Origin of the sequence: Acinetobacter higginsii (assembly GCF_000369525.1) — a bacterium.
GTDB lineage: Bacteria > Pseudomonadota > Gammaproteobacteria > Pseudomonadales > Moraxellaceae > Acinetobacter > Acinetobacter higginsii.
This window is the reverse complement of the sequence record NZ_KB850070.1, coordinates 203,285-215,747: the sequence shown is the minus strand read 5'-3', so window position 1 is coordinate 215,747 and position 12,463 is coordinate 203,285. Positions and strand designations below refer to the sequence as shown.

Sequence of the window (12,463 nt, the reverse complement as noted above, 5' to 3'; positions counted from 1 at the left end):
AAATCAAGTATTAGAAACAAAAAACAGCAATTTAGCTGTATAAAAATGCTAGAAATCATAAGGGCTTAGTGAAATAAAAGTAGACTAGCTGATCCAAATCCTTTTGGAAAAAACAGCCAATAGTCGAGTCACAGCATAAGACTGCCTGAATTAAAAAGTATCGCTATGCCTTGTTTAAGATGATTCAGACAGAGCGCTATTTTCGAGTGCCTGATAAAGATCATGTACCGAAATGGGTTGCGGTAAACGGCTAATGACTTGACGAATCAGCTGCCATGTATAGCCATCGGTACGATCGAGTAATAGATATGGATAGGCTTGATCTTCATTGGATAACTTCACACGCTCTAAGCCATGGATGACACGTATTTTTTGACGCTCTCGTAGCAAAATCACGGGCGTAAAGAAGGTCGCAGCAGTCTCATCAAAGGGAATGAATTTCTGCGTGTTGATAAATGATGCCGGAATATATGGATAGACACGTTGATCACGCTGCCAGACCAAAGTGCCATTCATAATGCACTCATTAAACAAAGTCTCATGTTGATGATAATGTCGTTTAAAATTATTCCAGCTGGTCTGATGAATAGAACTGGTTCGCGTATGACGTTGATCGGTATAGGCCTGTAAAATCGTGGTTGCATATTCAACACTATGAGTTCCAACCAACACCACATAATGGGAAAATTGGCCTTGTGCATAAAGTTGCTCAGCAATAAAAATTTGTGCTGATCCCCACAGGGGTTGGGCTTCATTCTCTGCTTTGAGATAGAGCCAATCAATTTTTATATTCTGATCGATCTCGTTATGCAGATCGACTCGATATAGCGATGGAAAAGTGCGTGCGTCAATCCGCTCCAATCTACAGATTAAGCCATCTAAACTAAAATCATTCAATGCCAAGGGTTTGGCCTTGTTAAGATTTGCAGAAGCAACAGAACTTTGTCTAAAACTCGGTTTGACACGTGCTGTGGCTTGAGCAGAAGGTGTGATTTGAGCCGGTTGAATTTTTTCTTGAATAATAGCATCGAGTTGTGACTTAAACTGAGCTGTTTGTTCCTTAATAATGGATAGGCTATCTTTATTTGCAGCTTTTTCAGCATCATCAGCTTGAATGGGTTCTAATATCGGGATTAAATTCTGTAATTCGTAGTCTGTTTTAACATACTCACTGGCATGGCTCTGTAACCATTGTAAGGCATCTTTAGATGAGTTGAGCCAAGGGCTTTTCAGGAATGAAAGTGCAGGGCGAATCACCCAAACTTGCCAATGCTGTGCTTGACGTAATGCGGCCCAGCCCATATCTGCCGAAGCAAACAAAGCATTTTCTACGCGTCCCATAAAGTTATAAGTACCGCGGTAAGTCAAGGTATAGCCATAAAGCGCTAAGTCATCGGCAGAGAATTCTTCATTCAGAATAAATTCTTTAAATGGGCTGAGCTGATCCTGAAAGTGAGGATCGTCGCAAGATGCGCAAATGTCTTTGATGCGTTGTTTTGACTTAGCAATTTCAAAAAGTGATGTTTTATCATCATTCAGCCCGTCGACGAGGGTTTTGAGCTCATCAACCAAGAGTGCTTTCTCTAATACGTCCATCGATTGTTTCCTTAGAGATAGGCTTGAGCCTGTTTTTAAATCATGAATTAGGACAAAGTGACAGCAATTTCAAACAGGTTGTAATCAGTTATAGTTGATAAAGTATGCTGTCTTATACGTGTGACAAGTGCGTTGATCTTCGGATCTATTTGTAATTTGATCTGTGTTAAAAGAGATCACCACTCAACATTTTCATCACAAAAGATTGTCACTTTATGACGATTATAGAAGAAAAGGAGGTAAAATCTATAGCGGTCAAGTTAGTATAAAATCTCATTTACGTATTCTAAATCGAGATATAGATCATAGTTTCTCTTTGAAAATAAAAACATTTTAAAATAATGAATCGAATAAATAGATCATAAGATAAAAAATTATCTATAAATTTATGGATGAGTTGTGATCACTTTCACATATCTCTTGGTGAAAAGCTCAGCAAATAAAAATATGTCATTATTGAAATAATTATGACTGTCGATAAACGGTATTTATCCAAAGATAAAAGACTGAAACAAAAGGGGAATGTAAAAATTTAAAGATTAAAAAACCGCTTTCATACGGAGGTGAAAACGGTTTTATGCTTAATCAAGCTTAAGGCTTAATTTCGCATTGATCATCATTACATTGAGCTGCATCGGTTTGCTCAATTTCTTCAGTTGATTCTGACTGTGCTTGCTGCATCGCCTGTAAGAAAATCTCACGAGGTTGCGCACCTGAAAGTGCCAGTTTTTGATCAAAGACAAAGAATGGTACGCCAGTCACTTTGAGTTGTTCATGGGCAATTTGCTCATCATGACGCACAAAATCTGCAAGTTCATCCGAGTCTAGTACATATTCCACTTCGGCATTGTCTAGACCAATACGTGAGGCAATTTCTTCAACCACTTCACGCTCACCAATCGCAAGACCTTCAGTCATATAAGCATGGAAGAATGCTTCTTCCGCTTCATTTCCCAAACCCTTACTTTGTGCAAGGTGAATAATGCGGTGCGCATTGAAGCTATTGCCTGAATTGGCTTTCTGCCATTGAAAGTCGATACCTTCTACTGCGGCCATGGCTGCAACATTACGTTCCATTTCTTCCATTTCCGCATAACTACGACCATACTTTTTCGCTAAGCGTTCAGTATTTGAGGTGTCGTGTTTAGCAGGTGCATTTGGATCCAGTTCAAAGCTATGCCAGTGAATGTCTAATTCAATACCCGCTTCTTGGGCAACATGTTCAAGACGTTTTTTACCGATATAACAAAACGGACAGACCACATCTGACCAAATATCTACACGCATGGTGGATCTCTTCAATTCTCGTTAAACAGATAATAGGGGCGAACGTGTAGAATTTAAAGCGATGAAAATGTAATGCTCCGTTACGAGAAGTGAAATAAAAAGGACTATAACTGCATGTGTTTTATCAATTAAACTCAGATTCAGAACATAAAAAATATAATGATACTTGGAGGCAATATGCGCCGTTTTTTAATCTTTGTGACTATTGTAGTCCTTTGTATTGGTTCATTTTTCTTTTATCAGCATAGCCTGAAACAGCGTGCCATCAATAATCAGCAGATGTTTGAGGTGGTGATGTCTGAGAAAATGCGCGAACTTTATGATCAGGCACAAGACTGGTCGACCCCAGTGCAACTGAATATTCATGATGATCGCTTATCTGGCGATTATAAATTGATGTCTGAGTTTCTTCTGAACTACTGGATGCAAAATGTAGAAGCCCGTAATCATTATTTACGTGAACTCAAAGCCGCCAATTGGGATACCTTTTTAGATGTTGAGCGTCTGGATCAGGACCGCAAGCAGAACTATAAGGACACTGAACAGATGTTTGTGAATGTCCGCAAAGCATCAGCGGAGTATGAACAAGCACGGCAACAGATTCAGACCAGTTCAATGCAGCAGGCAAAAAGTCTGGCAATCCAGAATGAAATGAGAAGTTCGCTCCAAGCCAAATTGGAGAATAATCTGAAAGCCGATAAAGCCCATGATATTTTCCCAATCGAGCAGCAAATCATTGAAAAGGCACAGGCCATGTTCGATATGCTGAAGACATATCAGTGGCAAAGGAAGGATAAAATGATCTTGTTCCGCGAGACCGCTCAAGTGAAAAAATTCAATACACTCTATCAAGATGTGTTAAAGCTGAATGCCAAGATGGAGAAGATTAAACAAAATAATGCTGAGGTTTTAGAAGAAGAACTGTAATTAAGATCGATCAGGTAGCTTTCAGCCTAGACGTAATGAAGAGGTAGACCTCAAGAATATGAATTTATGGCAGCTGTTTCATAAAGTAAAACCATTTGTGCTTCCCTATAAGTGGCTGGTTGCAGTGACACTAGTATTGACTTTGATTGGTGCATTAACCGCACAGGTCAATGCGCTCACCTTGCAGTATGCAGTCGATCAGATCAATGCGGTGGTGGAGTCAGGGCAGGGCTTAAATGCAGGCTGGCATATTCTGCTCACTATCAGTGTGATTTTATTGAGCAAAGAAGTGCTGAATATTTTTCTTCAGTTTGGACAAAAGTTCTTTGGCGAGAAATTACGGATTTTGATTTCACAAGATGTGGCGCAGTCGATCATTGTGAAGTTTCTACAATACCGTCTGGCCTTTTTTACCCAAGATGATAACCAAGCAGGGAAATTACAGACCCGGATTGATCGGGGGATTGGTTCGATTACCCGACTGGTACAAATCTTCTTTATTGATATTTTTCCCTTGTTTAGCAGTGCTATCATTGCCCTGTGTCTGATGTTCTATGCCAATTTCTGGATTGGTTTGGTGGCGTTAAGCATTGTGCCAATTTATTTCTGGATTACCTTTAAGCAGGCGCAGAAACTCAGCGGGACACGACGTAATTTACGTGATGGTCGGGAGCGCAAAAGTCAGGGGACTTTAAGTATCATTCAGTCGATTACAGTGATTAAGTCCTTTAACCGTGAGCAAATTGAGGCGGAAAAACAGCTGACTTTGCAAAAACAACTGACCGATGATCAGATGCGAACCCGCCAACTCAGTTTTCTATTTGATGGCTTAAAAACCTTTATTGAACAGATTGGCGTGGTCTTTATTATCATTTTAACCGCCTATTTTGTTCTGGTCGGTGATATGAGCATCGGTATGATCATGTTTCATATTCTGTTATTCAACAATGTCTCAGCACCGATTCGCTCGCTACATCGCATCTATGATGAAGTGAATGATGCGATGATTTATGCAGAAAGCTTTTTCAAAATTTTAGAAGCAGATGATGAAATTGAGACTTCTGGAGAATTGAGACCTCAGCCACTGACAGGTAAGTTTGAATTAAAACAGGTGAATTTTTTCTATCCCAATGGTTATCATGCGCTGAAAGACATCAACCTCACCATACAACCCAATAAAATCACAGCTTTGGTGGGCTTGTCTGGTGCGGGTAAATCAACTTTGATCAGCTTGCTGGACAAATTCTATTTACCGCAGTCAGGTGAAATTTTACTGAATGGAAGCGCATTGACCGAGATCGATACCCAATATCTACGTGATCATATTGGTTTAGTCCTGCAAAAAAATCATATTTTTCAGGGTACGATTGAGGAAAATATCCGTTATGGCAAGATGGATGCGACGCAGGATGAAATCATCCTTGCGGCAAAGAAAGCCTCGATTCATGAGCAGATTCTCAAGTTACCACTGGCCTATCAATCCGATGCCTTATTGCTTTCAGGCGGCCAGCAACAACGTATCGCCATTGCTCGCATGTTCTTGAAAAATCCACCGATTATTTTTCTGGATGAACCGACTGCAAGTCTAGATGCCATTGCAACCGAGCAGATCAAACATAGTCTGGATGAGATCAAGCAGGGGCGTACCGTGATCATCATTTCACATAGTCTGTCACAGATTATTGATGCGGATTATACCTATGTGATGCAGGATGGCATGATCGTGGAACATGGTGAGCATCATCAACTCTATCAGCAACAAGGGGTGTATAAGAACATCTTTGATGCGATGGCGAAGAGTCTTAATATTGAAAAGATTTCCAAGACCTTTGAAGGGGATGATGAAGAGGAAACACATAGTTAGTCACTTCATCATCCTGTAAGAGAAGGCTTTATTTTGTAAAGTTAATCAAAAATTTTGTCTGCGGCTTGGAACGGCAGACTCACCACATCAATCGCCACAGCAAACGGCAGAAGCACCAGTTTTTCCAAAGGATTTAAGCCTGATTTAGATTTATAACTTTCTTCTTTCTGGGTATAAATGGTGACTTGATAAGCTTTGCTTAACGGTTTCAACGAGCTGAGATTGTTTGCTGCAGGATAGACCACACCTTTCAATTTAAGATCAAAACAGAAACGTTGCGCCTGCATGCGCTCATCACTTGAGGATGAACACTCTTTGGCACCATTTTCAATGAAAAACTCCAGATCTTTCTTGCTTAAATCTTCTTTCAGCTTCACATAGGAAAGTGGCAAGGTTCCTGAAAAATGACCATCATTCTTTTCTGAATAGAAATTGAGGTCACGCGTGATCTGAATATTTTTCGGATCCAGCTTGCCAATTAAAGTGACGAACTGAGCGCCGCCTTGGGTCAGGATATAGCTGTTCTTTTGCCCTGCAATCACGATACTGTCTTTCGGCAAATCGGCAGCTGCTTGAGCAGGACGGCCAAAAGCCACCACATTGTCCTCAATCAGTGTGACTTTGGCGGTACGGGTATAGGAGCGGTTGTCTTTTTTGATCAGGGTTGAAGTGGCACAGCCTGTCGTGAGGGCTGTCACTATTGCTAAGCTGAGGAGAGTTTTGGTTTGTGATATCAACATCCGTGTATGCCTATAATATCTTGGTTCTTAAATTAAAAAATATTGGGTTTTATATGAAAGTAATAAAAGACTGGGAAAAAAGCTAGTATCTTGGCTATTTTATTCATTTTTATATGTTTGAGGGTTGATCATAGCAAGACGGCACTCTGTTATCTTTTCCATCATACGAGATGATGGCGAAGAGCTCTTCGATGAGGATAAATTGATTTACTCAGTGAGGGATGTGAGGACCGCACGAGATGATAGTGCGGTTATGGGGGTATGATGATGTAGGGTGTATTGATTCGGTGTATTTCTTGAACTATGATGAAGCTGTCTGAAATGAAAACAGATTTGCGTCAGGGTACTGTAAACAAGAGAAGCATAGCGAGAGAAAACAAGAAGTTTATTATGAATAGATATATAACCGTTAAATTCTTTTCTATCTGTTTAATTTATTTTAGTACTTTGGGCACTGCTCAAGCCTATGAGCAGGCACAATTAATTGGTAATTGGGCAATGATCCCGTTAAAAAATGGTGTTGCGAATGTTGCCACTTTTGATGATCAAGGCAATACAACACTTTACCCATTTGAATGTGACTTTAAGAATAAAAGGTTTAAAGCTGAGCCAAAGAGGGAAGGTCGATACGTATTAGCGAATGATTTGATAAAGATATCTTTGGGTTCGCAACCTACCATTAATTTAAAAATTATTAAGTTAACTGATACAGAGATGATACTCCAAGAAAGTTTGGATAGCAGTTCGCTATCTGCCTTGAATTTGCATGATATTAAGGTAAAAGAAATTAAACCCCTTTGCGCTGATCATTAATCTGTTTCTTAGAGAGCAAATTTTAATAATCCCAATAGTATGACTCCATTCATTTTTCAGAAGCTGGTGTTAACATCTATAAGATTTTGATGAATGTGGTAGGGTATTTTTGTTTAATTCCTTGTTCTCATAAGTCGTCTTGGAAGATAGTAAAAATAAGAACATAGCAAAATAATCTGTAAATTCGAGTGATATTTACCGTTTATCTGACCTCTACTGAATCAAACATCACTTTGCTGTAGCCTATTTATCAGATGCTTTTATTTAACTCATTATCTTCTTATGGATGAGGGATGTTTGGAGCAAACGATGAATTTTCTAAAACAATCCGTCCTGATCACTGCATTGGCTTTTATGGGCATGCCTGTCGTACAGGCAAATGATGAAGTGACTTCATTGCCGACCATTCGGGTCATGGCTGAATCTGAGCTACGTGAAGAAGTGGGATTTGTGCCCTTTCAAGAAGACAAGCAGGTTCGTCAGGCGCTACAGCATTATGTCTATAAAATGCATAATGACATGCAGAATGCGGGTGTCAGTGAAAACCCTGTGAGTGTTAATTATCAGCCTGCAGCAGCACAGCCAGATCTATCTCAATATTCGCCGGTTTTGCAGCAATACATTCTTGCTGTTGCGTCAGGTTTACAGTCTTCAGACCCAACCAATGGCATTTTTAAAATGCTAGAACCATTGAATATTAATCGAAACAATATTGATGGGATTCGTAATGGTACGATTAAGCTGAATGCCGATGATATTTTGCGATTACAACAACAAATTCAAGATGGGCTTAGAGGTTTTAAACAGCCATATTAAATTATCTGATTGAATAAAGAAAAATCCCCGCACATTACGGGGATTTTTATATTATTGCTTTAGATAGCGTTCAAAAATAGCAGAGAAATCATAGTCCTCAATTTGTTTGCGGCGCTCGGTAAACTTGTTTTCAACTTGCAGGGTCGTTTGCGAAATAATATCAGGTAGATTCAGTAACACCTGTTCTGGCAACTCACGCAGCGAGAACATACTGTTTACGGCTTGCTGTGTTTGAACCAGAGTGGTGTATTGGCGTTCAATTTCTTTGCAAGCTTCACCAATACTAAACAACGCTTTATATAAATCGCGCACTTTCTCGATTTGAGCTTTCTCAATATCAATCGAATAGGCAGCACCACCCAACTGGAACTTGATTTCAACATCGCGATCAATGGTTCCTGCGGTTTCAAGTAGCACTCGGCTGATTTGATAGTGTTTGTAGGGATAACGGTTTAGGGTTCTTTTCTTGCTGACAGCACTGGTACCGTCTAGATGGATAAATGCGGTGTTGGTAAAGCAGTATTCATCCGTTTTTGCTTTGATGAGGAAGAAGATTTTTTCATTGTCTTCATGGAAAATATAGTCATCAATATCAGTTTTATCATAATCTTGAGGTTCAATAATCTTACCGATATCACTGGTTCCCATTAGATCGGCTGCCATATTTTTAAACATTGTTAGAACCTTATTATTTGTTGGAATAGCGATCATAATTTGCCGTGTATTGTTCTGTCTACAGTGGGCATTTGTATTTTAAGAATTCTATACAACCATGAAACGAATTTTGATCGCATAAAAAAATCCCCGCTTAGCACGGGGATTTTTCGTTTATCTCAGTGTCGATTAAACACGTTCGATAATGGTCGCGATACCTTGACCAAGACCGATACACATGGTCGCAAGACCGATTTGTGTATCTTGTTGTTCCATCACGTTTAACAAGGTTGTTGTGATACGCGCACCAGAACAGCCCAATGGGTGACCCAATGCAATCGCGCCACCATTCAAGTTGATGATGTCTTGTTTGTCATAAACGCCTAAGCCTTTCATGACTGATAAGCCTTGAGCAGCAAATGCTTCGTTTAATTCGATGGTTTGGATATCCGCCATCGTTAAACCAGCACGCTTAAGTGCTTTTTGAGTTGCTGGTACTGGACCATAACCCATGATCGCAGCATCACAGCCTGCAATTGCCATTGAACGAATCACAGCACGTGGTTTTAAACCCAATGCTTGAGCACGTTCAGCAGACATAAGCAACATTGCAGATGCACCGTCAGAAAGAGCAGAAGACGTTGCTGCTGTGACTGAACCACCTTTAGGATCAAACACTGGTTTCAATGCTTTGAATGCTTCAAGGTTGGCATCAGCACGAATCACTTCGTCGATGTCGCAAAGAATTTTGAAGCCATTGGCATCATGACCTTCAACACCAACGATTTCGTTTTTGAAACGACCTTCTTGAGTTGCAGCCCAAGCACGACGGTGAGATTCAACACCGAAAGCATCTTGTTCTTCACGGCTAATACCATTCATGCGACCTAACATTTCAGCAGTTAAGCCCATCATGTTCGATGCTTTCGCATAGTGTTTAGATGCTTCTGGGTTAAGGTCGATGCCGTGCATCATACCAACGTGGCCCATGTGCTCAACACCACCAATGATGAATACATCACCTTGGTTGGTTGCAATCTGTGCAGCCGCCGTGTGGATTGCTTGCATTGAAGAACCACAAAGACGGTTTACTGTTTGACCGCCAGCAGTTTTTGGAATGTCAGCCAATAAACCAATATTACGAGCAATGTTCATACCTTGCTCTAAAGTTTGGTTGACACAGCCCCAGATTACATCTTCAACTTCGTTGGTATCAAACTGGTTACGAGCAACAAGTGCACGTACTAATTCAGCAGATAAACTGTCGGCACGTACATTGCGGAACATACCGTTACGTGATTTGCCCATGGCAGAACGAACGCCATCAACAATCACAACGTCACGTGGATTTAAAGTAGCCATTCACGTCGCTCCTTAACCGTAGAATTTTGTGTTGTTAGCAGCCATGTCACGCAACATTTGTGGCGCTTCATAAGCCTTACCTAAGTGTGCATATTTGTCGCAAAGCGCAACGTATTCAGCAACACCTGTTTGGTCGATGTAACGGCATGGACCACCACGGAATGGAGGGAAACCTACACCCATGATCATCGCCATATCTGCTTCAGACGCAGTGGCAACGATGTTGTCTTCTAAGCAACGAACTGTTTCGTTACAGAATGCAAGCATCATACGGTCAATGATTTCTTGGTTGTCAAATTCGCGTTTTTCGCCAGTCACGAAAGGTGCAATAATTTCGTATGCTGTTGGATCAACAGTTTTCGCTTTCTTGCCTTTCTTGTCTAACACGTATTTGTAGAAACCAACGTCATTCTTTTGACCAAGACGTTTTGCTTCGTACATCGCTTCGATCGAACCTTTGTAGTCTGGCTTCATACGGTCAGGGAAACCTTCAGCCATTACTTCTGCGCCATGAACACCTGTATCGATACCAACAACATCGATCAAGTATGCAGGACCCATAGGCCAGCCGAATTTCGCCATCACATTATCCACTTGTTGGAAATCTGCACCGTCTTTTACAAGCAGGTCAAATGCACCAAAGTAAGGGAACAATACACGGTTAACCAAGAAACCTGGGCAGTCGTTAACAACGATTGGTGTTTTACCCATTTTTTGAGCAAGAACCACAGTTGTTGCGATCGCTTCTTCAGACGTCTTTTCACCACGAATCACTTCTACAAGTGGCATCATGTGTACTGGGTTGAAGAAGTGCATACCAACGAAGTTTTCAGGACGTTGTAATGCTTTTGCTAAACGTGTAATTGAAATCGTTGATGTATTCGATGCAATGATCGTATTTTCACGAACATGCTTTTCAGTATCAGCAAGCACGATTTCTTTTACTTTTGGATTTTCAGTCACGGCTTCGATCACGATATCCACTTCTTTAAACTCGTCATAGCTTAAAGTTGGACGGATGCGAGCCAGTGTTTCACCCATTTGCGCAGGTTTCATTTTCTTGCGTTCAACTTGCTTAGTGAGCAAGCCATTCGCTTCTTTCATACCAAGTGCAAGTTGTGGGTTACCAATGTCTTTCATGATGATTGGTGTGCCTTTGCTTGCCGCTTGGTAAGCAATACCACCACCCATGATACCCGCACCTAATACAGCTGCTTGGTTAACAGGGTGAGCACCTTTCTCATATTTTTTCGCAGTTTTCTTCACGACTTGGTCATTGATGAATAAACCAATCAATGCACCTGCTTGTGGTGTAATCGCTGCTTTTGCAAAACCTTGTGCTTCTGCTTTTAACGCGTCATCACGTGTTGAGCTTGCACCAGCTTGTAAAGAATCAAGCAATAATTTTGGCGCAGGGTATTGAGCAGGGTTTGCTTTCGCAAGGACCGCACCTTTCGCCGTATTGAACGCCATCATTTGTTCAAGTGGGTTCAATTTGATTGCGTCTAATTTTTCTTGACGCTTTGCTTTCCAGTTCAAACGACCAGCAATTGCTTGTTTAACCAAGTCAACAGCAGCTTCTTGTAATTTGTCCGCAGCAACAACCGCATCTACAGCACCATCTTTTAGTGCAGCAGCTGGTTTTTTCGGGTTCGCCATTGCCATCCATTCAACGGCATTGTCGATACCGATTAAACGGCTTAAACGTACGCTACCACCAAAACCAGGATAGATCCCCAATTTGATTTCTGGTAAGCCCACTTGTGCTTGTTCTGACATCACACGATAGTCACACACCAAGCACATTTCAAAACCACCACCCAGCGCTGTACCATTGATCGCAGCAACTTTCGGTAGATCTAAATCTTCAAAACTGTTGAAGATCTCGTGTACAGGCATAAGCCAATCAACAATCGCTTGTTCACCCGCAGCGAAGTTTTGCCCGAATTCAGTGATATCAGCACCAACGATGAATGTTGATTTGCCAGAGGTAACAACTAAGCCTTTAATATCGTTATTGGCTTTCACTGCAGCAATCGCTGCTTGGAAGTCTTCGATGGTTGCACGGTTAAATTTATTAACCGACTCACCTTGTAAGTCAAAGCGGAATTCTGCAATTCCGTCCGCAAGCATTTGGACGGTAATGGCATTGCCAGCGTGGATCATGCCTGATCTCCCTTGTTGTGGAGGATTCTGAGTGGATGTCATAAAGCGTGTGTGCGCTTCAGCACACAAAAAAGCTTCGCTAATCTTACGATAACTATATCCAAAAAGGACATAACAAGTTGTATCAAGCCGTGACGCTAGGGTCATCAATTTATTGTAATCTTGGACTTGAACTGCTAAATCATGAATAAAAATAAATTTTTCGACTAAAATAGAGCGTTTACTCTTTGATTGTGAT

The 12,463-nt window shown here is 40.9% G+C and carries 10 protein-coding genes; 4 read left to right on the top strand and 6 right to left on the bottom strand.

Annotated features, from left to right (window positions below; translation table 11 throughout):
* Positions 1-174 precede the first annotated feature (174 nt).
* Both F902_RS01550 and F902_RS01545 read right to left on the bottom strand, forming a co-directional pair.
* Positions 175-1,596 (bottom strand): hypothetical protein, encoded by a 1,422-nt coding sequence (locus tag F902_RS01550; protein ID WP_005200531.1) that lies wholly within the window; start codon positions 1,594-1,596, stop codon positions 175-177.
* Between the two features lie 591 nt (positions 1,597-2,187).
* A complete protein-coding gene (locus tag F902_RS01545; RefSeq protein ID WP_005200529.1) occupies positions 2,188-2,883 on the bottom strand; it encodes a DsbA family oxidoreductase in 696 nt (231 codons plus the stop codon).
* Between the two features lie 177 nt (positions 2,884-3,060).
* Here F902_RS01545 and F902_RS01540 point away from each other — a divergent pair, with 177 nt between their 5' ends.
* Positions 3,061-3,810: a hypothetical protein gene (locus F902_RS01540; RefSeq protein ID WP_005200528.1), complete on the top strand. Its 750-nt coding sequence runs from the start codon at positions 3,061-3,063 to the stop codon at positions 3,808-3,810.
* 58 nt (positions 3,811-3,868) lie between these two features.
* Positions 3,869-5,674: an ABC transporter ATP-binding protein gene (locus F902_RS01535; RefSeq protein WP_005200527.1), complete on the top strand. Its 1,806-nt coding sequence runs from the start codon at positions 3,869-3,871 to the stop codon at positions 5,672-5,674.
* A gap of 41 nt (positions 5,675-5,715) precedes the next feature.
* Here the strand turns inward: F902_RS01535 and F902_RS01530 are convergent, their stop codons facing one another.
* The gene (locus F902_RS01530) at positions 5,716-6,414 is read right to left on the bottom strand and encodes a YidX family protein (RefSeq protein WP_005200526.1); all 699 of its coding nucleotides are present in this window, start codon (positions 6,412-6,414) and stop codon (positions 5,716-5,718) included.
* Between the two features lie 321 nt (positions 6,415-6,735).
* Between F902_RS01530 and F902_RS01525 the strand changes: the two genes are divergently transcribed.
* Both F902_RS01525 and F902_RS01520 read left to right on the top strand, forming a co-directional pair.
* On the top strand, positions 6,736-7,227 hold the full coding sequence (locus tag F902_RS01525) for a hypothetical protein (RefSeq protein WP_228129731.1): 492 nt from the start codon (positions 6,736-6,738) through the stop codon (positions 7,225-7,227).
* 309 nt (positions 7,228-7,536) lie between these two features.
* Positions 7,537-8,043: a hypothetical protein gene (locus tag F902_RS01520; protein WP_005200524.1), complete on the top strand. Its 507-nt coding sequence runs from the start codon at positions 7,537-7,539 to the stop codon at positions 8,041-8,043.
* A gap of 51 nt (positions 8,044-8,094) precedes the next feature.
* Here F902_RS01520 and F902_RS01515 read toward each other — a convergent pair whose 3' ends face one another.
* The 3 genes from F902_RS01515 to fadB all read right to left on the bottom strand — a co-directional run bounded on the left by F902_RS01515 (position 8,095) and on the right by fadB (position 12,225).
* A complete protein-coding gene (locus F902_RS01515; RefSeq protein WP_004802274.1) occupies positions 8,095-8,718 on the bottom strand; it encodes a PH domain-containing protein in 624 nt (207 codons plus the stop codon).
* A gap of 168 nt (positions 8,719-8,886) precedes the next feature.
* On the bottom strand, positions 8,887-10,059 hold the full coding sequence (gene fadA, locus F902_RS01510; RefSeq protein WP_004802276.1) for an acetyl-CoA C-acyltransferase FadA: 1,173 nt from the start codon (positions 10,057-10,059) through the stop codon (positions 8,887-8,889).
* Between the two features lie 12 nt (positions 10,060-10,071).
* Positions 10,072-12,225, bottom strand: a complete 2,154-nt coding sequence (gene fadB, locus F902_RS01505) for a fatty acid oxidation complex subunit alpha FadB (RefSeq protein ID WP_004802278.1) — start codon at positions 12,223-12,225, stop codon at positions 10,072-10,074.
* Positions 12,226-12,463 lie beyond the last annotated feature (238 nt).